20 protein-coding genes are annotated in these 22,799 nt (G+C 73.8%); 6 read left to right on the top strand and 14 right to left on the bottom strand.

Annotated elements, in window-relative coordinates:
- Positions 1-47 precede the first annotated feature (47 nt).
- Genes O7634_RS21135 through O7634_RS21125 form a run of 3 tightly spaced genes read left to right on the top strand, consistent with a single transcriptional unit; the run spans position 48 to position 2,499 of the window.
- A complete protein-coding gene (locus O7634_RS21135) occupies positions 48-911 on the top strand; it encodes an ABC transporter substrate-binding protein (protein WP_278151841.1) in 864 nt (287 codons plus the stop codon).
- Entirely contained in the window at positions 908-1,753 is an 846-nt protein-coding gene (locus tag O7634_RS21130) for an amino acid ABC transporter permease (RefSeq protein ID WP_278151840.1), read from the top strand. Before O7634_RS21135 ends, O7634_RS21130 begins: the two co-directional genes overlap by 4 nt.
- A 2-nt stretch (positions 1,754-1,755) precedes the next feature.
- Positions 1,756-2,499: an amino acid ABC transporter ATP-binding protein gene (locus O7634_RS21125; protein WP_278151839.1), complete on the top strand. Its 744-nt coding sequence runs from the start codon at positions 1,756-1,758 to the stop codon at positions 2,497-2,499.
- 85 nt (positions 2,500-2,584) lie between these two features.
- Here O7634_RS21125 and ribH read toward each other — a convergent pair whose 3' ends face one another.
- The 7 genes from ribH to rpe all read right to left on the bottom strand — a co-directional run bounded on the left by ribH (position 2,585) and on the right by rpe (position 8,811).
- Positions 2,585-3,085 (bottom strand): 6,7-dimethyl-8-ribityllumazine synthase, encoded by a 501-nt coding sequence (gene ribH / locus O7634_RS21120; RefSeq protein ID WP_278154038.1) that lies wholly within the window; start codon positions 3,083-3,085, stop codon positions 2,585-2,587.
- 2 nt (positions 3,086-3,087) lie between these two features.
- Positions 3,088-4,353, bottom strand: coding sequence for a bifunctional 3,4-dihydroxy-2-butanone-4-phosphate synthase/GTP cyclohydrolase II (locus O7634_RS21115; protein ID WP_278154037.1), 1,266 nt, complete (start codon positions 4,351-4,353; stop codon positions 3,088-3,090).
- A gap of 17 nt (positions 4,354-4,370) precedes the next feature.
- Positions 4,371-5,054, bottom strand: a complete 684-nt coding sequence (pnuC, locus tag O7634_RS21110; protein ID WP_278151838.1) for a nicotinamide riboside transporter PnuC — start codon at positions 5,052-5,054, stop codon at positions 4,371-4,373.
- Complete coding sequence (locus O7634_RS21105) at positions 5,054-5,692, bottom strand: riboflavin synthase (RefSeq protein WP_278151837.1); 639 nt, start codon at positions 5,690-5,692, stop codon at positions 5,054-5,056. Before O7634_RS21105 ends, pnuC begins: the two co-directional genes overlap by 1 nt.
- A gap of 1 nt (position 5,693) precedes the next feature.
- Complete coding sequence (ribD, locus tag O7634_RS21100) at positions 5,694-6,755, bottom strand: bifunctional diaminohydroxyphosphoribosylaminopyrimidine deaminase/5-amino-6-(5-phosphoribosylamino)uracil reductase RibD (RefSeq protein WP_278151836.1); 1,062 nt, start codon at positions 6,753-6,755, stop codon at positions 5,694-5,696.
- A 417-nt stretch (positions 6,756-7,172) separates the two neighbouring features.
- A complete protein-coding gene (locus tag O7634_RS21095; protein ID WP_278151835.1) occupies positions 7,173-8,129 on the bottom strand; it encodes a response regulator in 957 nt (318 codons plus the stop codon).
- 1 nt (position 8,130) lies between these two features.
- Complete coding sequence (gene rpe, locus O7634_RS21090) at positions 8,131-8,811, bottom strand: ribulose-phosphate 3-epimerase (RefSeq protein WP_278151834.1); 681 nt, start codon at positions 8,809-8,811, stop codon at positions 8,131-8,133.
- A gap of 255 nt (positions 8,812-9,066) precedes the next feature.
- Here rpe and O7634_RS21085 point away from each other — a divergent pair, with 255 nt between their 5' ends.
- Together O7634_RS21085 and O7634_RS21080 are read left to right on the top strand one after the other, a co-directional pair.
- The gene (locus tag O7634_RS21085) at positions 9,067-9,957 is read left to right on the top strand and encodes a septum formation family protein (RefSeq protein WP_278151833.1); all 891 of its coding nucleotides are present in this window, start codon (positions 9,067-9,069) and stop codon (positions 9,955-9,957) included.
- 85 nt (positions 9,958-10,042) lie between these two features.
- Positions 10,043-10,933, top strand: a complete 891-nt coding sequence (locus tag O7634_RS21080; protein ID WP_278151832.1) for a septum formation family protein — start codon at positions 10,043-10,045, stop codon at positions 10,931-10,933.
- Between the two features lie 48 nt (positions 10,934-10,981).
- On the opposite strand, the gene O7634_RS21075 is transcribed toward O7634_RS21080, so the two are convergent.
- The 4 genes from O7634_RS21075 to O7634_RS21060 form a co-directional block, all read right to left on the bottom strand.
- The gene (locus O7634_RS21075; RefSeq protein ID WP_278151831.1) at positions 10,982-12,418 is read right to left on the bottom strand and encodes a transcription antitermination factor NusB; all 1,437 of its coding nucleotides are present in this window, start codon (positions 12,416-12,418) and stop codon (positions 10,982-10,984) included.
- Positions 12,415-13,341, bottom strand: coding sequence for a methionyl-tRNA formyltransferase (fmt, locus tag O7634_RS21070; protein WP_278151830.1), 927 nt, complete (start codon positions 13,339-13,341; stop codon positions 12,415-12,417). Before fmt ends, O7634_RS21075 begins: the two co-directional genes overlap by 4 nt.
- Positions 13,342-13,345: 4 nt before the next feature.
- Positions 13,346-13,906 (bottom strand): peptide deformylase, encoded by a 561-nt coding sequence (def, locus tag O7634_RS21065; protein WP_278151829.1) that lies wholly within the window; start codon positions 13,904-13,906, stop codon positions 13,346-13,348.
- Between the two features lie 86 nt (positions 13,907-13,992).
- Positions 13,993-16,437, bottom strand: a complete 2,445-nt coding sequence (locus tag O7634_RS21060) for a helix-turn-helix domain-containing protein (RefSeq protein WP_278151828.1) — start codon at positions 16,435-16,437, stop codon at positions 13,993-13,995.
- A gap of 305 nt (positions 16,438-16,742) precedes the next feature.
- Between O7634_RS21060 and O7634_RS21055 the strand changes: the two genes are divergently transcribed.
- A complete protein-coding gene (locus O7634_RS21055; protein WP_278151827.1) occupies positions 16,743-18,026 on the top strand; it encodes a hypothetical protein in 1,284 nt (427 codons plus the stop codon).
- A 390-nt stretch (positions 18,027-18,416) separates the two neighbouring features.
- On the opposite strand, the gene O7634_RS21050 is transcribed toward O7634_RS21055, so the two are convergent.
- From O7634_RS21050 to metK, 3 genes are all read right to left on the bottom strand, one after another.
- Complete coding sequence (locus O7634_RS21050; protein ID WP_278151826.1) at positions 18,417-19,400, bottom strand: AAA family ATPase; 984 nt, start codon at positions 19,398-19,400, stop codon at positions 18,417-18,419.
- Positions 19,401-19,600: 200 nt separating this feature from the next.
- On the bottom strand, positions 19,601-21,574 hold the full coding sequence (locus O7634_RS21045) for a primosomal protein N' (protein ID WP_278154036.1): 1,974 nt from the start codon (positions 21,572-21,574) through the stop codon (positions 19,601-19,603).
- Entirely contained in the window at positions 21,571-22,764 is a 1,194-nt protein-coding gene (metK, locus tag O7634_RS21040) for a methionine adenosyltransferase (protein ID WP_278151825.1), read from the bottom strand. Before metK ends, O7634_RS21045 begins: the two co-directional genes overlap by 4 nt.
- Positions 22,765-22,799: the final 35 nt, after the last annotated feature.

Genomic DNA, 22,799 nt, shown 5'->3' with positions numbered 1-22,799 from the left:
CAGTGGGGCAATTGTTGATCGACGCTCGTGAACCTACGCTGTCGGCCATGGCCAGCAGCTCACGTCTCCTCGCGTTCTTTCTCGCCGGCATCGTCGTCGTAGCCACCGCCGCCTGCGCGCCCCAGGACGAGCAACCCGCCCCCGTCGTCACCGCGCCGCCGTCCTGCGCCACGGACAGCCTGCCCACCCGTACGCCGGGCAAGCTGACCATCGCTACCGACCAACCCGCGTACGCGCCGTGGTTCTCCGACGACAAGCCGGAGAACGGGGAGGGCTTCGAGTCCGCCGTCGCCTACGCGGTGGCCGAGAAGCTCGGCTTCGCCCGCGCCGACGTCACCTGGACCCGGGTGAAGTTCGACGCCGCGATCGCCCCCGGGCCGAAGACCTTCGACTTCGACATCAACCAGTTCTCCATCACCGAGGAGCGCAAGCGGGCGGTCGACTTCTCCGCGCCGTACTACCTGGTGCGGCAGACCGTCATCGCGCTGAAGTCCTCGAAGATCGCCGGCAGGACGACGCTGGCCGATCTCCGCGACGCGCGGCTCGGCGCCCAGGTCGGCACCACCAGCTACCAGGCGATCACCGACGTGATCAAACCGACCGCCGAGCCGCAGGTCTACAACAGCAACGACGACGCCAAGAAGGCGCTGCAGAACGGGCAGCTCGACGGCCTGGTGGTCGACCTGCCGACCGCCTTCTACATCACCGGGGCGGAGATCACCGACGCCACGATCGTCGGGCAGGTGCCGCAGGTCGGCACGCCGGAGGCGTTCGGGTTGCTGCTGGACAAGGACTCCCCGCTGACCTCCTGCGTGAGCGGCGCGGTCGGTCAGCTCACCGCGGCGGGCACGCTCAAGGAACTGGAGCAGAAGTGGCTCGCGCAGGCGGCAGGGGCCGCCGAGCTGCGGTGACAGTCCTGGAACACGTCCCCTCCGCGGCGCAGCGGCGGCGCTCGGCGTACCGGCGTCGGCAGACCGTCCGCAGCGTGCTGGTCGCCGCCTCGTCCACGGCGGCGCTCGGCGTGCTGCTCGTCGTCGCGGTGACCGGCGCGCCGGGCTGGGACCGGGTGCGCCGGTCGTTCCTGGACCCGGAGATCGCCCGCGCGGCGCTGCCGGCGGTGCTGAGCGGGCTCTGGCTCAACGTACGCCTGCTGGTGTGCTGCGCGGTCGGCGCGCTGCTGTTGGGGCTGGTGATCGCCGTGCTGCGGACGCTACGCGGCCCGGTCTTCTTTCCGGTCCGCGCGCTGGCCGCCGGCTACACCTACACCTTCCGCGGCCTACCGCTGATCATCGTGCTCTACCTGCTCACCCTCGGTGTGCCCGGACTGCGGTTGCAGGGCATGCCGCCGGTGCTGGTGCTCGGCGGGCTGGCGTTGGTTCTCACCTACGCCGGTTACCTGGCTGAGGTGTTCCGGGCCGGCATCGAGTCGGTGCATCCCAGCCAGCTCGCCGCGGCCCGCTCGCTGGGCCTGACCCACCGGCAGACGATGCGGCACGTGGTCCTGCCGCAGGCCGTCCGCCGGGTGGCGCCGCCGCTGCTCAACGACGTGGTGGCCCTGCAGAAGGACGTCGGGCTGGTCTCGCTCGCCGGGCCGATCGACGCGGTGCGCGCCGCGCAGATCGCGACCGCCCAGTCGTTCAACTACACGCCGTACGTCGTGGCAGGGGTGCTGTTCGTGCTGCTCGCAATCCCGCTGATCGCGGTCACCGACTGGGTGACGCTGCGTGCGGCCCGTCGGCAGTCGGGAGGGTGACGATGGCGCTGCTGCGCTGCCGAGGGCTGCGCAAGGAGTTCGACGGCCACGTCGTGCTCGACCACCTCGACCTCACCGTCGCCGAGCACCGGGTGGTGGCCCTGATCGGCGCGTCCGGGTCCGGCAAGTCCACCCTGCTGCGGTGTGTGAACCTGCTGGAGGAGATCGACGACGGCACCATCGAGCTGGACGGCGAGGACATCTCCGACCCCCGGGTGGACCCGGACCGGGTCCGCCGGCGGATCGGGATGGTGTTCCAGGCGTACAACCTCTTTCCGCACCTGAGCGTGCTGGAGAACATCACCCTCGCGCCGCGGCGGGTGCACCGGCGGGCTCGTGCCGAGGCCGAGGCGCAGGCCCGGGAGCTGCTCGACCGGGTGGGGCTCGGCGCCAAGGCGGACACCTACCCGGACCGGCTCTCCGGCGGGCAGCAGCAGCGGGTGGCGATCGTCCGGGCGCTGGCCAACGCGCCCCGGCTGATGCTGCTCGACGAGGTCACCTCCGCGCTGGACCCGGAGCTCGTCGGCGAGGTGCTGACCATGATCCGTGACCTGAAGGGCGACGGCATGACGATGGTGCTCGCCACCCACGAGATGGGCTTCGCCCGGGAGATCGCCGACGAGGTGTGTTTCCTCGACGCCGGGCGGGTCGTCGAGAGCGGCCCACCCGAGCAGGTGCTGGGCGAGCCGACCCAGCCCCGGACCCGGCAGTTCCTGCGCCGGATCATCGAGGCCGGTCGCCTCTGAGCGCGGCTCAGCCCGCGAAGCCGACCCCGCGGCCCAGCCGCCGAAGCCGACCCCGCGGCCCAGCCGCCGAAGCCGACCCCGCGGCTCAGCCGGCGAAGCCGACCCGCTGGGCGTTGCCGGCCGCCACGGTCCGTACGGCCAGCGCCGCGTCGAGGGCCGCGACGGTGGCGGACCAGCCCTTGTCCTCCGCCGAGCCGGGCAGCCCGGCCCGGTCCCGGGCCTGCTCGATGGTCTCCACCGTCAACACGCCGTGCGCGACGGGTTTGCCCTCGTCCAACGCCACCCGGGTCAGCCCGTCGGTGACCGAGCGGCAGACGTAGTCGAAGTGGGCGGTGGCGCCACGGACCACCACGCCGAGGGCGACCACCACGTCGCAGCGGCGGGCCAGGGCCTGCGCGACAACGGGCAGCTCGACCGAGCCGGCGACCCGGGCGACCACCGAGCGGGCCCCGCACGCCTCGGCGGCGGCCACCGCCCGCTCCAGCATGTGGTCGGTCAGGTCGCCGTGCCAGCGCGCGGCCACGACCCCGACGGTCAGGCCGGCGGCGTCCACCGCGTCGACTCCCGGCTCGCCGAAACCCGCCATCGTCATGCTCCGATCTCGTCGTTGGCGACCGGACGCCCCAGCGGCGCCTCGGACACCTCGTCCAACTCGTCCAGCAGGTGACCCATCCGGTCCCGCTTGGTACGCAGGTAGCGCATGTTCTCCGGGTGCGCCCCGACCGGCAGCCCCTCGCGGCCGGTGATGGTCAGCCCGTACCCCTCCAGCCCGGCCCGCTTGGCCGGGTTGTTCGTCAGCAGCCGCATCGAGCGCACACCCAGGTCGTAGAGGATCTGCGCGCCGGTGCCGTAGTCCCGGGCGTCGGCCGGCAGGCCGAGGTCGAGGTTCGCGTCGACGGTGTCCCGGCCCCGGTCCTGCAACTGGTACGCCTGCAACTTGTGCAGCAGCCCGATGCCGCGGCCCTCGTGCCCGCGCATGTAGAGCACCACTCCCCTGCCCTCCTCAGCGACCCGGGCGAGCGCGGCGTCCAGTTGCGGGCCGCAGTCGCAGCGCAGCGAGCCGAACACGTCCCCGGTCAGGCACTCGGAGTGCACCCGGACCAGCACGTCCTGGCCGTCGCCGAGGTCACCGAACACCATCGCGACGTGCTCGGCCGGGTCGTGCGCGGCGCGGTAGCCGAGCGCCCGGAACACCCCGTGCCGGGTCGGCATCCGGGCGTCGGCGACCTGCTCGACCTGCTTCTCGGTGCGCCGCCGGTAGGCGACCAGGTCGGCGATGGTGATCAGCGTCAGGCCGTGCTCGGCGCAGAACTTCTCCAGGTCCGGCAGCCGCATCATGGTGCCGTCGTCGTTGACCAGCTCGCAGAGCACGCCGGCCGGGCGCAGCCCGGCCAGCCGGGTCAGGTCGATCGCCGCCTCGGTGTGCCCCGGCCGACGCAGCACCCCGCCCTCGCGGGCCCGCAGCGGCACCACGTGCCCGGGACGGGCCAGGTCGGTCGGATCGGTGCTGGCCGAGGCGAGCAACCGGATGGTGTGCGCGCGGTCGGCGGCCGAGATGCCGGTGCTGACCCCCTCCCGGGCGTCCACCGTCACCGTGTACGCGGTGCCGCGCCGATCCTGGTTGGTGTGGTGCATCGGCGGCAGGTCGAGCCGGTCGGCCTCGCTCTCGGTCAACGGCACGCAGACGTACCCGGAGGTGTGCCGCACCATGAACGCCAGCAGCTCCGGCGTGGCCAACTCGGCGGCGAAGATCAGGTCGCCCTCGTTCTCCCGGTCCTCGTCGTCGACGACGACGACCGGCCGGCCGGCCGCGATCTCCGCGACGGCCTGCTCGATGCTGCCGAACCCGCTCATGCCGCCACTCCGCTCGCTCATGCCACGGCCTCCCGGTAGATCGGCGTACGGACCGGCGCCGCCGCGCGCGAGGTGCGCCACCAGGCGGCGAAGCCCCAGACGCACAGGGCGCCGTAGATCAGGTACATGACCGCCGACGGGTAGAACCCGCCACGCAGCAGCAGCGGCACGCCGACCGCGTCGACAGCGATCCACAGCAGCCAGAACTCCACCCAGCCGCGGGCCATGCCGTACGTGGCCAGCAGGCTGCCGGTGAGGATCCACGCGTCGGGCAGCGGCCCCCACGAGCCCAGCGCCTTGAGCACCGGGTACGCGGCGGCGGTGCCGAGCACGGCGGCCAGCAGCAGCGCCAGCCGTTCCCGGCCGGTGGCCCAGCGCGGGACGACAGCCGCCTGCCCGGCGTCGGAGCGACGGTTGCGTTGCCAGCGCCACCAGCCGTACACGCTGACCGCGAAGAAGAAGACCTGCCGCCCGGCCTGCCCGTACAGGTCGTGCTGCTGCGGGGTGGCGAACACCCCGCCGAGGAAGACGGTCAGCAGCAGCGCGTTGCCGACCATGCCGACCGGCCACGCCCAGACCAGCCGGCGCAGCCCGAGCAGCGCCGAGACCAGCCCGAAGGCGTTGCCGACGATCTCCCGGACCAGCACCGGCGAGCCGGCCACCTGCACCTGGGCGTCCAGCAACCAGCCGACCGGGCCCATCACGCCACCCCGCCCGTGGTTTGGGCCAGCCGGTCGCCGGCCGCGAGCCGGTCGCCGAGCAGCCGCTCGACGTACTTGGCCAGCACGTCGACCTCCAGGTTGACCGGGTCGCCGACGCCCTTCGCGCCGAGCGTGGTCAGCTTGAGCGTGGTCGGGATCAACCCGACGGCGAACTCGTCGTCGCCCACCGCTGCCACCGTCAGCGACACCCCGTCGATGGTGATCGAGCCCTTCTCCACCACGTACCGGGACAGCTCGGCGGGCAACCGGAACCGGACCGTCTCCCACTGCTCGGCCGGCTCCCGGGAGACCAGCTCACCGACACCGTCCACGTGGCCCTGCACCAGGTGCCCGCCGAGCCGGCTGCCGAGCGCGGCGGCCCGCTCCAGGTTGACGGGGTCACCGGGGCGCAACGCGCCCAGCGCCGAGCGCCGCAGCGTCTCCCCCATCACATCGGCGGTGAAGACCCCGTCGGTCACCTCGACGACGGTGAGGCAGACACCGTTGACGGCGATCGAGTCGCCGTGCCGGGCGTCGGACGTGACGAGCAGCCCACGGACGCCGAGCAGCGCGGAATCCCCCGCCGTCGGCGCGACCCGGACGATCTCGCCCATTTCCTCAATAATGCCGGTGAACATCTCAGCCCTCCCTTTTACGGGGCAAAGCGGTGATCCGGATGTCCGGACCGATCTGCGTAACGTCGACAAACTCCAGATCGATGGCCTCAGCGATGGTCGTCACTCCCGCGTCGACCAGGGCCGTCGGGCCGGCGCCGAGCAACCGCGGCGCGACGTACCCGACGACCTTGTCCACCAGGCCGGCCCGCAGGAACGCGCCGGCCAGCCGGGGGCCGCCCTCCAGCAGCACCGCGCGGACCCCGCGCCGGTGCAGCGCCGCCAGCAGCGCCGGCAGGTCGACCCGGCCGTCCGGGTCGGCGCCGACCTCGGCGGCGGTCGCGATCCACGTCCGCGCCGCGCCGTCGCGGACCCGGGCGTCGGCAGGCGTACGCCCCGAGCTGTCCACCACCACGCGCAGCGGCTGCCGGATGGCGAGGCTGCCGTCGCGCAGGTTGCGGGCGGTCAACCGGGGGTCGTCGGCGAGCACCGTGCCCACGCCGGCGAGCACCGCGTCGACGGTGCCGCGCAACGCGTGCACGTCGATCCGGGCCGCCTCCGAGGTGATCCACATGCTGCTGCCGTCCAGCGCGGCGGCGCGCCCGTCGACGGTGGCGGCGTACTTCCAGATGACGTACGGCCAGCCCCGGCGCATCGAGGTCAGCCAGGCGATGTTGCCGGCCTCGGCCTCCTCGCCGCGTACCCCCAGATCGACCCGGACCCCGGCGGCGCGCAGGGTGGCGGCGCCGCCGGACGCGACCGGGTTGGGGTCCGGCACGGCGATCACCACGCGGGCCACCCCGGCCTGGACCAGCGCGGAGCTACAGGGGCCGGTGCGACCGGTGTGGTCGCAGGGCTCCAGAGTGACGACCGCGGTGCCGCCCTTGGCCCGCTGCCCGGCCTGCGCGAGGGCGACGATCTCGGCGTGCGGCCCACCGGCGTACGCGTGGAAGCCCTCGCCCACGACCTCGCCGTCCTCGTCGAGCAGCACGCAACCGACGACGGGGTTGGGGCTTGTCGTGCCGAGCCCTCGCGCCGCCAACTCGATCGCACGCCGCATCGCCTCATCGACGGAGACGCTGGCCATCGCCCTGCCCCTGCCCTCTCACTCGCCGGTCCGCGCGCGGGCGGTCGGGAGGCGGTGGCCATGGGGCCACGGGCAGGCGGTGGCGGAATCCGGGAACGGCACAGCCGCCCCGGGAGGGCCGAAACGGCACGCTGACGCCAGCGGTCGGCTCGGACCCGTCCGTCCCGCGCGCTGTCTCCCATCCGGACTGTCTGGGCGCGGACGAACCGCCCCCAACCGTCGGCCCCGGATTCTCACCAGGTCCACCGTGCGGCCGAAGCCGTCCGGGTCGCGGGCTGACCACGGTCGGACCGTGGATCACCGCCGGTTCGGAATTTCACCGAGTCCCGCCAGCGCGTGGTGGGTACCCGGGAAGTCTTACACGCCGATCGGGGTCTGCCGCTACCTAGGCGAGGTACTTCACAGCGGGATTCACGATCAGGTGACGCCCCGGCGTCGGTCCACCGCCACGTACGAGCCCGGTTGGCTCTTCGCGACCGTCTTCATCTCCGAGGCCACCGCGATCGCCTCCAGCGGGTCGGTGAACCGCTTGCCCTCGTCGGAGAGGGAGACCCCGATCGAGAGCGTGACCAGGGCCGCGCGGCGGATGTTGCCGCGCCGGTCCTTCAACTCGACGAAGCCGCGCTCCCGGTCGGTGGTGTCGTAGAGCGTGTCGGCGGACTTCTCGAAGTCGACGACCGCCCGGGACGTCAGCGGGCGGATCTGGTCCGGCGCGCAGACGATGACAAAGTCGTCGCCGCCGACGTGGCCGAGGAACGCCGGCGGCAACCCCACCGCCACCACCGCCCGGTGCAGGCTGCGGGCCAGCGCGGTGATGAAGTCGTCGCCGCGCACGAAGCCGTACCGGTCGTTGACGCTCTTGAACCGGTCGATGTCGATGTAACCCACCGCGTAGTCCACGCCGCTGCGGACCCGGTCGCTGATCTCCCGGCGGATCCGGCTGTTGCCGGGCAACCCGGTCAGCGGGGAGACCTCCCGGAACTCCTTGTTGCGGCGCAGCGTGGAGGAGACCCGCGCCACCAGCTCGGCGGTGTCGAACGGTTTGACCAGGTAGTCGTCCGCCCCGGCGCTGAGGCCGTGCACCTTGTCGACTGTCATTCCCTTGGCGGTCAGCATGATCACCGGCAGGGCGGAGGTCATCGGGTCGGCGCGCAGCCGCCGGGTCAGCTCCAAGCCGTCGACGCGCGGCATCATGAGGTCGACCACCGCCAGGTCCGGCCGCTGCCGCTCGATGACCTCCAGGGCCTCCTGCCCGTCGCTGGCGTGGATCACGTCGAAGCCGTGCAGCCGCAGGTTGAACTCCACGAAACGGGCGATGTCCTCGTCGTCGTCGACGACGAGGATGATGTCCTTGCGGTCGCCGTCGGCCTCCATCTCAGGCCCCGGGCGCCGCGCGTTCCGCAAGGGCGCGCAGATGGCGTACCGCCTCGGCCGGGTCGGCCGCGCCGTACACCGCGGTGCCGGCCACGAACGCGTCGGCGCCCGCGGCGGCGGCCTGCTCGATGGTGTCGGCGGCGATCCCGCCGTCCACCTCGATGCGCAGCTCCAAATGCCCCGCCGACACGTGCTGGCGGGCGGTGCGCACCTTGTCCAGCAACTGGGGGATGAACCGCTGGCCGCCGAAGCCCGCCTTGATCGTCATGATCAGCAGGGTGTCGAAGCTGGGCAGCAGGTCCAGGTACGGCTCGATCGGGGTGTCCCGGTCGATGGCCAGGCCGGCCTTCGCGCCGGCCGAGCGCAGATCCTTGGCGAGCGCCACCGGGTCGTCGGACGCCTCCGCGTGGAAGGTGACGTTGTACGCCCCCGCGTCGGCGTAACCGGGTGCCCACCGGCGCGGATCCTCGATCATCAGGTGCACGTCGAAGGGCATCGCCGTGACGGCCCGCAGGCTCTGCACCACGGGCAGACCGATGGTCAGGTTCGGTACGAAGTGGTTGTCCATCACGTCGACGTGCAACCAGTCCGCGACGTCCTCGACGGCGCGGACCTCTTCGGCGAGGCGGGCGAAATCGGCGGCCAGGATGCTCGGCGCGACGATCGGCGGCGGTACGGTCACAGGGCCCAGTGTACGAACGTGGTCATCCCGCGCCGGCAGCGCGCCACCGTCGGGGACGCGCTGTGACCCAGCAGTGACCAGTGGTGCAGAATTGGTCACTCCGGACCGCCGAATCCGGACGAACAGACAACAATGGCTGGCCGATCGACGGAAACGCGACGACACTCCAACCGGGACGGTGCCATAGGCTGCACGCCCGCCGGAATCTCGCCGCGAGGCGCGGGGACCGGCCGCCAGCTCCCGGGAGGGCGGACCATGCGACGGTGGCTTCCAGCGCTGGTGCTGGCCTGCGTCACGACGATGCTGCTGGTCGCCTGCGCGCCCGCGCGCGGGGCGGACGGCGATCTCACCGACGACTGGCCGGAGCTGCGGGTCCCGGAGCCGTTCACCCCCGCCACCGACGTCTGCCTGCCCCGGATCAGCACCGTCGTGCAGGCGAGCACGTACGAGACGGTGAGCTGCGCCCGTAACCACCTGGCCGAGACCATCCACGTCGGCACCTTCGTCGGTCCCGACGCGCTCACCGAGGCCCGGCCGGCGCCCGGGTCGCCGGCGCTGCGCGCCGCCCGCGCCGAGTGCGACCAGCGGGCCCGGGAGGTGCTCGGCGGCGACTGGCACACCGCCCGGCTCGCGCTGTCCCTCGCGCTGCCGTCCGCCCCCGCCTGGGCCGGCGGCGCACGCTGGTTCCGCTGCGACCTCAGCGAGACCGGCAGCATCGACAACACCCGCCCGGTGAACCGCACCGGCAGCCTGCGCGGGGCGCTCATCGGCGACTCGCCCCTGACCCACCGCTGCTTCGACCCCAAGCTGATCGGCGACAACCTCAACTACATGGCGCCGGTGCTCTGCACCGAGCCGCACCGCGCCGAGTTCGTGGGCGTCTACGAGGAGCGGGACATGAGCTGGGAGGCGTTCACCAGGTCCGCCGAGCAGGCGCACAAGCGCTGCATGGCGTTGATCGCCGAGTTCGCGAAGGTGCCCAACAACAGCGACCTGCCGTACCGGGCCGGTTCCATCTACTACCCACCGTCGCAGCGGGAGTGGGAGGAGGGCGACCGTGGGGTGCGCTGTTTCCTGTGGAGCGACGACCGCAAACTCAGCCGCTCGATGCGCGGGGTCGGCCCGGAGGGACTACCGGCGATCTGAGCACCGGTGCCGTATGCTGCTGCGCCGTGGCGGTACCGACCGGCGGGGTCCGGTGCGAGGCCACCAGCGGGCGGGGGAGGTCGGGATGCGACGGTGGTTGGCGGTGTTCACCGGGGGTGCGGCGCTGGCCCTGGCGCTGGGCGGGTGCGGCACACCGGCCGGGCTCGACAGGGACCTCACCGACGACTGGCCGGCGCCGGTCGCGGCCCAGCAGTTCGTCCCCGCCGCCGACGTCTGCCATCAGACCTCCCAGCAGGTCGGCTTCCTGACCGGCTACAACCCGACGCCGTGCGGCGAGGCGCACCGGGTGGAGACCATGCACGTCGGCACCCTCACCGGCCCGGCCGCCCAGGGCGCCGGGCCTCCGCTGTCCGGCTCGCCGGGCATGCGGGCCGCGCAGGCCGGCTGTGACACCGCCGTCAACAAGGCGGTGGGCGCCGACTGGCGCTCCGGACGACTCGGTCTGACCGTCGTGCTGCCCTCGCCGCAGGCCTGGTCGGGCGGGGCGCGCTGGTACCGCTGCGACGTCACCGAGATCGCCAGCATCGACGACACCGCCGTCGACCTGCGCACCGGCAGTCTCCGCGGCGCGCTGTCCGGCGCGGCGCCGCTGGCGTACCGCTGCTTCAACCCGAAACTCGTCAAGGACGACATCGACGAGATGGTGCCGGTGTCCTGCACCGCCAAACACCACGCCGAGTTCGTCGGGGTCTGGCAGGCACCGGAAACCACGTACGCCGCGTTCACCCGCACCGTCAAGCGGACCCACCGGGCCTGCCAGTCGATGATCGCGAAGTTCGCCAAGGTCCCGGACAACTCGCAGCTCGACTTCCGCGCCGGCACGATCTACTACCAGCCGTACGAGGAGGAGTGGCGCAACGGCAACCGTGGCGTGCAGTGCTTCCTCTGGATCTCCGACCGGGCCCTGACCCGCTCGATGCGCAACGCCGGCACCAGGGGCCTGCCGGTCACCTGAGCACCGCCGCGTCCGACCGGTCACCCGACCGGCCGGACGCGGATCGACTCAGCCTCGGCGCAGGACGGCGAGGAACATCGCGTCGGTGCCGTGGCGGTGCGGCCAGAGCTGCACCGTCGGCCCGTCACCGAGACCGGGCATGCCGGCCGGCAGCAACGGCCGGGCGTCCACGAAGTCCACCGGGACCCCGCTGCGGCGGGCCGCCTCGGTCACCGTCACGTGCGTCTCGACGGTGTGCGGCGAGCAGGTGACGTAGGCGACCAGACCCCCCGGGCGGACCGCCCGCAGCGCCGCGCCGAGCAGCTCCCGCTGCAACCGGGTCAGCGGCGGCAGGTCGGACGGCTGGCGACGCCAGCGCGACTCCGGCCGGCGGCGCAGCGAACCCAGCCCCGTGCACGGGGCGTCGACGAGCACCCTGTCGAAGTGCTCCTCGGGCAGCTTCGGGTCGGCGCCCACCGACCGCCCGTCGGTGGCCAGCACCGCCACCGGCAGGCCCCGGGTCGCCTGGGAGACCAGACGGGCCCGGTGTTCGGCCACCTCCACCGCCGTCACCCGTGCGCCCCGCTGCGCGGCCAGGGCGCCGAGCAGCCCGGCCTTGCCACCCGGGCCGGCGCACAGGTCCAGCCAGCGGCCGTCCGGGCCGTCCAACGGCGCGTCGGCGAGCGCCGCCGCCACCAACTGGGAGCCCTCGTCCTGGACGTGGGCACGGCCGTCGGCCACCGCCGGCACGTCGCCGGGCGCGCCGCCGGGCAGATAGACGGAGTACGGCGAGAAGGCGCCGGGCGCCCCGCCCACCTGGTCGGCCAGCTCGACCGGGTCGATCAGCCCGGGTCGGGCGCACAGGTGCACCGGCGGGCGCTCGTTGTCCTCGATCAGGAGGCGGGTCGTCTCCCCCAGGTCGCCGCCGAGCGCCTCGGCGAAGGCCCGCACGATCCACTGCGGATGGCTGTACGCCAACGCCAGGTGCCCGACCGGGTCGGTCTCCATCGGCGGGGCGAGCTTCGCCACCCAGGCGTCCACGTCGCGCCCGGACACCTCGCGCAGCACCGCGTTGGCGAAGCCGGTCGCGCCCGGCCCGACCGAGCGGACCAGGTCCACCGTCGACGAGACCGCGGCGTGCGCCGGCACCCGGGTGTGCAACAGCTGGTACGCCCCGAGACGCAGCGCGTCACGCACCGGCGGGTCGATCCGGGCCACGTCCCGGCCGGCCGCGTCGGTCAGGATCGCGTCCAGCGTGCCCAGGTGACGCAGGGTGCCGTAGGTCAGCTCGGTGGCGAAGGCCGCGTCCCGGCCGAACAGCCCCTCCTCGCGCAGGATGGTGGGCAGCACCAGGTTGGCGAACGCGTCGTCGCGGTGCACAGCGGCCACCGCCTCGTACGCGGCGCGGCGCGGTCGGTCCACCGGCGGCCGGGCCGGACGGCGGTCCGCACCCCGACCGCTGGACGGGCCGGAGCGCGTCGGCCGGGTGCCCTCCGGGGCCGTCACGCGACCACCTCACCGGCGGAGACCCGGACGCCGCGCGCCCAGTCCGTCGCGCCCATCGCCCGCTTGCCCGCGGCGCGGACCTCGCCCAGGCGCACCGGCACTGTCGCCGTGCCGACCAGCACGCGGGACTTCTCCACCAGCAGCTCCCCCGGCTTCAGCTCGGGGCCGTCGGGCACCGGGACGACCGGGCCGAGCTTCACCCGCTCGTCCCGGAAGGTGGTCCACCCGCCCGGCACCGGGGTGCAGGCCCGGATCCGCCGGTCCACCGCGAACGCCGGGTCGCCCCAGCGCACCCGCGCGTCGTCCACCGTCAGCTTCGGCGCCAGCGAGACGCCGTCGGCGGGCTGCGGCTCGGCGCGGGCGGTGCCGTCGGCGATCGCGTCGAGCACCGCCACCAGCAGCCCGGCGCCGGAGTCGGCGAGCCGCTCCAGCAGGTCGCCGGAGGTGTCCGCCGGGCGGATCTCGTCGGTCACCGTGCCGTAGACCGGGCCGGTGTCCAGACCCTCCTCCAACTGGAAGACGCTGGCCCCGGTCAGCTCGTCGCCGTGCAGCACGGCGTGCTGCACGGGCGCGGCGCCCCGCCACGCGGGCAGCAGCGAGAAGTGCAGGTTGATCCAGCCGTGCCGGGGGATCTCCAGGGCCGCAGGCGGCACCAGCGCGCCGTAGGCGACCACCGGCACGCAGTCCGGCGCCAGCGCGCGGAGCCGGTCGAGGAACTCCGGCTCGCGGGGGCGGGCCGGGGTGAGCACCTCGACGCCGTGCGCGTCGGCCCACTCGCCGACCGGGGAGCGGGACAGACCCCTGCCCCGCCCGGCAGGCGCGTCCGGTCGGGTGACCACCGCGACCAGCTCGTGGTGGGAGGCCGCGACGGCGGCCAGGGCGGGGACGGCGACGGCCGGCGTACCGGCGAAGATCACGCGCACCGGCTCACCGGCCCAGACCGAAGGGGCTGCCCGCGCCGTGCGGGTTGACCTTCACCACCGGGGGCGCCGCGGCGTCGTACCACTCGGCCTGACGGATCGCCTTCATCGCCTCCTTGCGACCGGCGGCGTCGAGCCGGTCGAGGAACAGGACGCCGTCGAGGTGGTCGGTCTCGTGCTGCACGCAGCGCGCCATCAGGCCGGTGCCGACGATCTGCATCGGGTCACCGAACGAGTTGAAGCCCTTGGCGATCACGTTCTGCCGGCGCTTGGTGTCGAAGTAGAGGCCGGGGATGGAGAGGCAGCCCTCCGGGCCGTCCTGCTCCTCCTCGTCGGGGAACTCGAGCACCGGGTTGATCAGGTGACCGAGGACGTCGTCGACGTCGAAGGTGAACACCCGCAGGCCCACACCGAGCTGCGGCGCGGCCAGGCCGGCGCCGTTCTGCTCACGCATCGTGTCGGTGAGGTCGGCCACCAGCCGACGCAGCTCGGCGTCGAAGTCGACAACCGGATCGGCCGGCGTGCGCAGCACCGGGTCCCCGAACAGACGGATGGGCTGGACGGTCACGCGGGACGGCTCCTTCGTGGGGCGGGACGAGCGATGCCGTACCAGTCTACGGAGTGCCCGGTCGCGCACCGCCCGGCGTACCTCGATCAACCACCGCCGGTGTGCCCAGCGTCACCGGGCGGCTCGCCGACGGCGGCCAGCAGGGCCCGGACGCGCCCGCCCGCCGGGTGACCGAGGTCGTCGAGGATGGCCAGGGCCCGCCGCCAGGTCCGTACGGCGCCGGCGGTGTCCCCCGCCGCCTGCCGGCTCTCGCCGAGCCGGGACAGGGTGTCCGCCTCGTCGTAGCGGTCGCTGACCCGCCGGTACAGCCCCAACGCCCGCTGGTAACACCGGATCGCCTGGCGCTGGTCGTCCAGGCGGGCGTGGATGAACCCGAGGCTGTCCCAGGTGTTGGCCTCCCCGTGCCGGTCGCCGGTCGTACGCAGCAGCGCCAACGCCTGTCCGCAGTGCTCCAGCGCGGCCTGGTACTGACCGAGCTGGGCGTACGCCCAGCCGACCGCGTTGCGGGCGCTGGCCTCTCCGGCACGGTGGCCGGCGGCCCGGTACAGCGCCAGGGCGCGCTCGCTCTGCTCCAGCGCCTCGACGTGCCGGCCGAGCCCGTCGAGCATCGCGCCGAACGCGCGGTGGGTGCGCGCCTGCCCGGTGTGGTCACCCAACGCCTCGAAGATCATCAGCGCCTGCCGGTAGTTGCGGGCCGCCTCGTTCACCCGTCCCAGCTTCGACAGCACCCGGGCGAGGTCGCGGTGGGCGTTCGCCTGCCCGAGCCGGTCGCCCACCCGCTGCGCCCCCGCCAGGGCGGCCCGCTGGGCGACGGCCAGGTCCGGCCACCGCCCCCGGCGTTGCAGGAAGTCCACCAGCGTCCAGGCCAACTGCCAGGCGTGCCTGTCGAAACCGGTGTGCCGGGCGTGCGCGACGGCCGCCAGCAGCACCGGGTACTCCAGCGTGAACCAGGCGAGGGCCTGCCCGTGGTCGGCGATCTCCTCCGGCAGCACCCCCGGCGCGGCGGCGGCGAGGATGACCGGGTCGCGCCCGGGTTGCAGCAGCAGCGCCGCCGCGTGCGCGGTGTGCAGGTAGTGGTCCAGCCCACGGCGGATGGCGGCCCGCCGCGCCTGGGCCGGTTCGCACCGTTCGGCCTGCTCGGCCGCGTACGCGCGGAGCAGGTCGTGCGCGCCGAACCGGCCGGCGGCGTGTTCGGTCACGAGATGCGCGTGGGCCAGCTCCGCCAGCAGGCGGGGCACCTCGGTCCGGGGCAGCCCGGCGAGGCTGGCCGCCGCGGCGTAACCGATGTCCGGGCCGGGGTGGCAGCCGAAGAGCCGGAACAGCCGTGCCGCCGCGGGCGTGAGGCTCCGGTACGACCAGGAGAAGACGGCCTGCACGTCGCTGCTGGCGTCGCCACCGTCGAACGAGTCGAGCGAGCGCGGCGCCGCGCGCAGTTCGGCGGCGAGGGCGGTCAGCCGGAACGCGGGGTTCGCGGCGCCCCGCGCGGCCAGGACGGCGAGCGCCAACGGCAGGTGGGCGCACCGCTCGATGATCTCGTCCACCGCCTCCGGCTCGGCCGCCAGCCGGTCGGCGCCGAGTCGCCGGGCCAGCAGCTGCCAGGCTTCGGCCGTGCTGAGCAGGTCGACGTTGACCGGCCGGGCGCCGTCGGCCGCGATCAGGCCGACGAGCCGGTTCCGGCTGGTGACCAGCACCAGGCAGCTCGGGCTGCCGACCAGCAGGGGCCGCACCTGCTCGACGTCGCGGGCGTTGTCCAGCAGCACCAGCATCCGGCGGTTGGCGAGCAGACTGCGGTACAGACCCACCTGCGCGGACAGGTGGGTGGGGATCTGCTCCGGTGGCACCTCCAGCGCCTCCAGGAAGCCCCGCACCGCCTCGACGGCGGTCACCACCGTTCCGGTGGCGTCGAACCCGCGCAGCTCGACGTAGAGCTGACCGTCCGGAAAACGGTCGGCGACCCGGTGCGCCCAGTGCACCGCCAGCGTCGTCTTGCCGACCCCGGCCGTGCCGGACAGCGTCAGGACGGTGGCTGCCGGCGTGCCGTCGGCCGCGCCGGGATCGTCGGTGCCGGCACACGCCGCGTCGAGCTGCGCGAGTTGCTCCGCGCGGCCGACGAAGCCGGGCAGCGCCGGGGGCAGTTGGCGGGGCACCGGCAACCGAAGCGACGGCGTGCCGGTTCGCGGGCCGCCGGCCCGGGCCCGGCCGGCCGCGCGCCCGGTGGCGGCATGGTCGCGGGTCGGGCGGCGCCGACGCTCCTCGACCCGGTCCCGCGCGGTGGCCAGCACCCCCTGCTCGGCCGGGCTCGCCCCGAGCAGCCTGATGAGGACGTCGAACCGCTCCGGCGGCGGCAGGATGTTGCCGGCGAAGTACTCCCCGATGACGCCGCGCGACCAACCGGTCTTCGCGGCCAACTGCCGGTACGTGAGCTGGGTCTCCCCCTGCTGCCGGGCCTCCCGGCGACGCAGCTGGCGCAGCAACCCGGCCAGCTCCGGCAGGGTCTGCGCCTCGGCGGCGGCGCGGGACAGCTCGGACATCGCGGGCGATCCATATGACGTCTTATGAACGCCGGATGGTATCCACTGGTCGGACACGCCCCACCCCCCGGTCATCCGGCCGCCCCGGACGCGCACGGGCAGGGTAATTCCGGCCCCACTCGATTCGATAGACACCTGCCAATGCACGACAGATCCACAACGGACTGTCCGTCCAGCCGGCCGTCCGGCCGTGTCCGGCGGTGTCCAGTCCCGTCCAGGATGCGCCCCGCGCGATCCGCGCCGCGTGCCACCGTCCCTGCTGCGGGCACGGCCCGCTCCACACACCCCTGGGGGAAGAGGTACCCATGATCCGTCCACACCCGACCAACCGGCGGTCCGCGGCGACGCTGCTGCGTCGCCTCGCCGTCACCGTGTTCGGCCTCACGCTGCTCGCCGCGGGCGTGGCTGCCGCACCGGCCACCGCCGCACCGGGTGGCAAGGCCACCACCAGCGGATCGTTCGTCGACAGCACGCCCGTGCCCGGCGGCTTCGCCTCCTGGTCCGAGCTGCTCCGCCTGCAGCAGCGGATGAACACCGCCGCCGCCCAGATCACCAACGCGGCGCAGCGCAGCGCCACCTCCGGCTTCGCCGGTATCGTCGCCGACCCCACCGCCCGGCAGCTCCAGGTCTACTGGAAGGGAGAGCCGCCGGCCCAACTGGTGCGCAACGCCCGGGCCACCGTCCCGACCCAGGTGCTGCCGGCCGCGTACTCCCAGCGGGAGCTGATGGCCGCGGCCGACCGGCTGCGCGCATCGGTCGGCGACAAGATCACCACGGTCGGACCGCGCGCCGACGGCGCCGGCCTCCTCGTCGGCACCCAGAGCGGCCTGCTCGGCGCGTCGGCCCTGGCCGGCGTGCCGGTGACCGTGCAGACCGGCGTCGCCGCCGCGCCCGCCACCCGGTGGGACGACACGACGCCGTGGTGGGGTGGCGCCGCCTGGCGCAACGTCAACACCGGCGGCGGCTGCTCCACCGGGTTCGGGGTGTTCCAGGGCGGTGTGTCGCGGATCCTCTCCGCCGCGCACTGCGGCAACATCAACAACTCCGCGACCGACCCGACCGGGCAGTCGATGGGCATCGTGGGCACCCGCAACGTCGGCACCGACACCCTGCTGCTGTCCGGCAGCGCGGGCGGCCGGGTCTTCAACAACAGCACCGACGCGGCCGGCAACGTGGTCAGTGAGTTCAGCAACCAGGTGATCGGCGCGTCGGCCAGCCAGGTCGGCAACTGGGTGTGCAGCTCCGGCGCGTACTCCGGCACCCGCTGCTCGATCCAGGTGAGGGCGCGCAACCTGTGCATCAACGTGCGCAACTTCGGCCAGGTCTGCGGCCAGGTGCAGGCGGAGAACACCGCCCGCACCAACGCCGTCGGTCAGGGCGACAGCGGTGGCCCCGTGGAGATCGTGAACGCGGCGAACACGCTCCAGGTCTGGGCGACCGGCACCAACACCGCCATCGACGACACCAACACGTCGACGGCCTGTACCGGCTACGTCACCACCGGCCGGGTCTGCGCCTGGCGGTTCTACTACGAGGACATCTTCTCCGGCATGGCCGGCGTCGGCGCCTCCGGCGTCGTCCTCGGCTGACGAATCCCGCACCACCGACCGCTGGCCGGGCCGGCGCGCGTACCCCGCGCGTCGGCCCGGCCCCGTCGTCTCCGCCGGCCAGGGTCCACGCCGGCCGTCGTCCCTGTCGGCCACGGTCCATCCGGCCTGCTGGCCCCGCTGTCCGCGCCGGCTGCGCCTGGGCGGTCGCGCCGAGGCCGCAGCGCTCGTGCGGCGGCAGAGGGCGCGCGGGCGCGACCCCCAGCGGGCGTCGGGTCGAGCCGGGCCGGTGGTGCCGTTGGGCCGTATACCTCAGAGGCATATTTATACCTCTGAGGTATGACGCTCAACACCACGTCCGCCCTCTCGGAGGTGACCGACGGTCACCACTGCCCAAGGGCTACGAACACCGACCCACCGAGGGCACGGAGTCTAGGCGCTGGCGCTCGGGTCGCCGGCCAGCACCGCGTCGCCGCGCAGCAGCGCCGGCTCGGGCAGCGGCAGATGGATCCTGTGAGCCGACTCCCAGTCGTAGATCAGACCGGGGCGCACCTGGGCCGCGAAGTAGTCGACGGCCGTCATCCCGCCCACGACCGGCTCGTCGACCTCGGCGACCAACTGGGCGGGGACCAGCGAGAACCCGCTCTGCAGGGCGGCGCTCAGGCGGCGGTGACCGTCGACGACGAAGAAGTACTCACCGGTGAAGCCGATCTTCAGCGGCTCCAGGGCCTCGTCGCCGGCCTCGGCCACGTCGCCGACGAAGTCGGTGTCCCACAGACCTCGCAGGGTCGCGATGTCCTCGGTCGGGTAGACCCGGGCCGGGTCGAGCAGCAGCAGCGGCGGGGCGTCGCGCAGCACCTCGGCGCCGAGCGTCCCCTCGTACGCGGCGACGATGTGCTCGATCACCTCGTCCGCGGACGCCCGGGTGGTGTCACAGATCAGGTCGTAGTTGCGCAACCGGGCCTTGTCCACCCCGTAGCGGATGATGAACCGGCTGCGCTCGCTCGCGCTGCGCTCCCGCAGCTTGGCCTTGGCCTCCTCCAGGGAGGTGTAGCTCTCGGCCGGCCCGGACGGCCGCGCGAGCACCCGGCGGGCCGCCTCACCCGGCTCGGTGATCATGTGCACCTTGAGCGCGTCGGTGAAGAAGTGCCACGCCAGCCGGGAGTCCATGACGAGGCGCTCACCGGAGGCGGCGATGTCGCGCTGGAGCTGGTCGACGTAGCCGTCGACCGCCTGGTCCAGCTCGGCGTGCAGGTTGAGCTGCAGGGCGGTCATCTGCCGCTGCTGCGCCATCTCCCGGTAGAGGTCCCCCACGCTGACCCGACGCATGCCGAGCCGCTTGGCGATCTCGACCGACACGGTGCTCTTGCCGCTGCCGAGGTCGCCGTTGAAGACGATCGATTGTCCAACGGTCACGACTGGTCCACCCCTGATCACCGGCTCATTGACTGAATCGACCTCGCGCCCGACCGGCATCCCGTCGCGACCTGGAGCCCGTCGTACGCCTCGGCATGACGGGCGATGCTATCACTCGGCCGGCACCGTTCTGCCGGACGCGGTGTGCGGGAACACTCCCTGTGGTGGCGCCCGCCACCCTCGGCACCGGCCGGAACTCGTCAGAACAGGCTGAGCGGGTCGACCTGAAGACGAACCGGATCGGCGGCCTTGCGGGCGGCGCGGGCACCGGCGGCCGAGTGCAGGGCCTCGGCCAGCGCGGCAGCCCGGGCCCGGGGCACCCGGACCAGCATCCGCTCCCGGCCCTCCTCGGCCGGCACCGGTCCGAGCACCTCGGCGTCGTCCGGCAACCGGGCCGCGGCGAGCAGATCCGCCACCGCCTCGGCCGGCCCGGTGACGCTCGCCATCCGGACCGCCGGCGGAAACCCCAGCTCCCGGCGCTCGGCCAGCTCGCGGCCGGCGAACCAGCCGGCGTCCCAGCGCAGCAGCGCCTGCACCGGGGCGAGCGCGCCGTCGGCGACCACCACCACCCGGCCGGCCGGCGCCGACCGGGCCAGCGCCGCCGCCGCCAGCCAACGACGCAACGCCTCCTCGCCGGCACGCAGGTCGGCCCGGGTCAGCAGGGCCCACGAGTCGAGCAGCAGCACCGCGCCGTAGCCACCCTCGGCCACCGGCTCGGCCCCGGGGGTGGCCACCACCAGGGCCGCCCCGCCCGGCACGTCGGTCAGCACCTCCTCCCGCCCGGAGGTACGCACCGGCACGTCGGGAAACGCCCGGCCCAACTCCTCGGCGGTCCGCCGGGCGCCGGTCACCGCCGCCCGCAGCCGCCGTCCACCGCACTCCGGGCAGGCGTACGCCGCCGCCACCCGCGCACACCACCGGCAGACCGGAGTGCCACCCGCCGAGGGCAGCGCCAGCGGGCCGGCGCAGTGCGCGCAGCGGGCCGGGGTGCGGCACTGGGCGCAGGAGATCGACGGCAGGTAACCCCGCCGGGGCACCTGCACCAGCACCGGCAGGTCCTGCCGGAGGGCGTCCCGGGCGGCCGTCCACGCCAGGCTGGGCAGCCGGGCGGTGGCCGCCCCCGGGTCCCGGGCCAGCTGCGGGTCGTCACCGGTCGGGGTGATCGACGGGACCCGGGCCCGTACGGTGGCCCGGTCGGCGACCACCTCCCGCGCCCAGCCGGTCTCCAGCAGCAGCTGCGCCTCGGCGGTGCGCGCGTACCCGCCGACCAGCGCGGCGGCCTCCGCGAGCTGGGCGCGGGTGAGCAGCACGTCGCGGGCGTGCGGGTACGGCGCCCGGGGCTCGGAGTGCAGGTCGTCACCGTCGTCCCAGATCGCCACGAGGCCGAGCCGATCCACCGGGGCGAACATCGCCGCCCGGGTGCCGATCACCACCGGCACCTGTCCGCGACGCGCGGCGAGGAACGCCCGGTAGCGCCGGGCCGGTCCGAGCGCGGCGGTGAGGCTGACGTGCCGTCCCGGGCCGAGCAGGCTGGTGAGCGCGGCGTCGAGCCGGTCGAGGTCGCGGGCGTCGGGCACCACCACCACCGCGCCGCGCCCACCGGCGACGGTGGCCGCCACCGCGTCGGCGTAGCGGGCGGTCCAGTCCTCGCCGGGCAACGCCGAGAAGACCGCCCGGGGGGCGCGGCCGTCGGTGAGCGCGCGCAGCAGGGCCGGGCCGGTCGGGTAGTCCCGCCATCCCCGCGGGTCGACGGTGGTCGTGCTGGTCGCCAGGGTGGACGCCGGGTCAGAGGGCTCCTTCTCGACCCGCGCGTGCCGGGGCGGCACGGCGAGCCGGAGCACGTCGGCGAGGCTGCCCGCGTACCGGTCGGCGACCGCGCGGGCCAGCCGGGCGATCTCGGGCGCCAGCACGGCCTCCGGCGAGACCACCTTCTCCAGGTACGCGAGCCGGCCGGTGTGCCCGGAGTCGTCGGCGCGGGACAGCAGCCACCCGTCGACGAGCTGCCCGGCGAAGCGCACCCTGACCCGGGTGCCGGGCACCGCCACCTCGTCCAGCTCCGCCGGCACCAGGTAGTCGAACGGCCGGTCCAGGTGCGCCAGCGGAACATCGACGCAGACGCGAGCGACCGGCGACCCAGGAGCGGGTCGCCGGTCGCTACGCCTGGCGGCGGTCAGGCTCCCGCAGCCGACTTGAGGTCGGCGGCCCGGTCGGTGCTCTCCCAGCTCAGGTCCGGCAGCTCGCGGCCGAAGTGGCCGTACGCGGCGGTCTGCTGGTAGATCGGGCGGAGCAGGTTGAGGTCGCGGATGATCGCGGCCGGACGCAGGTCGAAGACCTCGCCGACGGCCTTCTCGATCGAGGAGACCGGCACCGTCTCAGTGCCGAAGGTCTCGATGAACAGGCTCACCGGGTGCGCCTTGCCGATGGCGTAGGCGACCTGCGCCTCGCACCGCTCGGCGAGACCGGCGGCCACCACGTTCTTGGCCACCCAGCGCATCGCGTACGCGGCCGAACGGTCCACCTTGGACGGGTCCTTGCCGGAGAACGCGCCGCCGCCGTGGCGGGCGTACCCGCCGTAGGTGTCGACGATGATCTTGCGGCCGGTCAGCCCGGCGTCACCCATCGGGCCACCGATCTCGAACCGGCCGGTCGGGTTGACCAGCAGCCGGTAGCCCTCGGTGTCCAGGCCGAGGCTCTCCAGCTCGGGAGCGATGACGTGGTCGCGCACGTCCGGGGTGAGCAGCGAGTCGAGCGAGATGTCGGCGGCGTGCTGGCTGGACACGACGACGGTGTTCAGCCGGATCGGGCGCAGCCCTTCGTACTCGATGGTGACCTGGGTCTTGCCGTCCGGCCGCAGGTACGGGATCGTGCCGTCCTTGCGCACCGCGGAGAGGCGGCGGGCCAGCCGGTGGGCGAGCGCGATCGGCAGCGGCATCAGCTCGGGCGTCTCCGAGCAGGCGAAGCCGAACATCATGCCCTGGTCACCGGCGCCCTGCGCGTCGAGCGCGCTCTCCGACGCTCCGGTGCGCAGCTCGAACGCGTTGTCCACACCCTGGGCGATGTCCGCCGACTGCGCGCCGATGGAGACGCTGACCCCGCAGGAGGCGCCGTCGAAGCCCTTCTTCGACGAGTCGTAGCCGATGTCGAGGATCGTGCGACGGACGATCGTCGGGATGTCGGCGTACGCCTTGGTGGTCACCTCACCGGCGATGTGCACCTGACCAGTGGTGATCATCGTCTCCACCGCCACGCGACTGTGCGGGTCCTCGGCGAGCAGCGCGTCGAGGATCCCATCGCTGATCTGGTCGGCGATCTTGTCCGGGTGGCCTTCCGTGACCGATTCGGACGTGAAGAGGCGGCGTGTCACGGCACTCCTAAACGGGTTGAGGTCGTTCTGCGGCA

Source organism: Micromonospora sp. WMMD1120 (genome assembly GCF_029626235.1).
Lineage (GTDB): Bacteria > Actinomycetota > Actinomycetes > Mycobacteriales > Micromonosporaceae > Micromonospora.
Note: the sequence above shows the minus strand (reverse complement) of the source record. Positions and strands in the feature narration are given on the sequence as shown.

Excerpts from the sequence above, each read along its gene's own strand:
- O7634_RS21095 (WP_278151835.1), bottom strand. The coding sequence starts at position 8,129 with ATGGAGGCCGACGGCGACCGCAAGGACATCATCCTCGTCGTCGACGAC.
- O7634_RS21105 (WP_278151837.1), bottom strand. The coding sequence starts at position 5,692 with ATGTTCACCGGCATTATTGAGGAAATGGGCGAGATCGTCCGGGTCGCG.
- O7634_RS21055 (WP_278151827.1), top strand. The coding sequence starts at position 16,743 with ATGATCCGTCCACACCCGACCAACCGGCGGTCCGCGGCGACGCTGCTG.
- O7634_RS21125 (WP_278151839.1), top strand. The coding sequence starts at position 1,756 with ATGGCGCTGCTGCGCTGCCGAGGGCTGCGCAAGGAGTTCGACGGCCAC.
- O7634_RS21060 (WP_278151828.1), bottom strand. The coding sequence starts at position 16,437 with ATGTCCGAGCTGTCCCGCGCCGCCGCCGAGGCGCAGACCCTGCCGGAG.
- pnuC (WP_278151838.1), bottom strand. The coding sequence starts at position 5,054 with ATGGGCCCGGTCGGCTGGTTGCTGGACGCCCAGGTGCAGGTGGCCGGC.
- O7634_RS21115 (WP_278154037.1), bottom strand. The coding sequence starts at position 4,353 with ATGAGCGGGTTCGGCAGCATCGAGCAGGCCGTCGCGGAGATCGCGGCC.
- ribH (WP_278154038.1), bottom strand. The coding sequence starts at position 3,085 with ATGGCGGGTTTCGGCGAGCCGGGAGTCGACGCGGTGGACGCCGCCGGC.
- O7634_RS21085 (WP_278151833.1), top strand. The coding sequence starts at position 9,067 with ATGCGACGGTGGCTTCCAGCGCTGGTGCTGGCCTGCGTCACGACGATG.
- ribD (WP_278151836.1), bottom strand. The coding sequence starts at position 6,755 with ATGGCCAGCGTCTCCGTCGATGAGGCGATGCGGCGTGCGATCGAGTTG.
- O7634_RS21080 (WP_278151832.1), top strand. The coding sequence starts at position 10,043 with ATGCGACGGTGGTTGGCGGTGTTCACCGGGGGTGCGGCGCTGGCCCTG.
- O7634_RS21135 (WP_278151841.1), top strand. The coding sequence starts at position 48 with ATGGCCAGCAGCTCACGTCTCCTCGCGTTCTTTCTCGCCGGCATCGTC.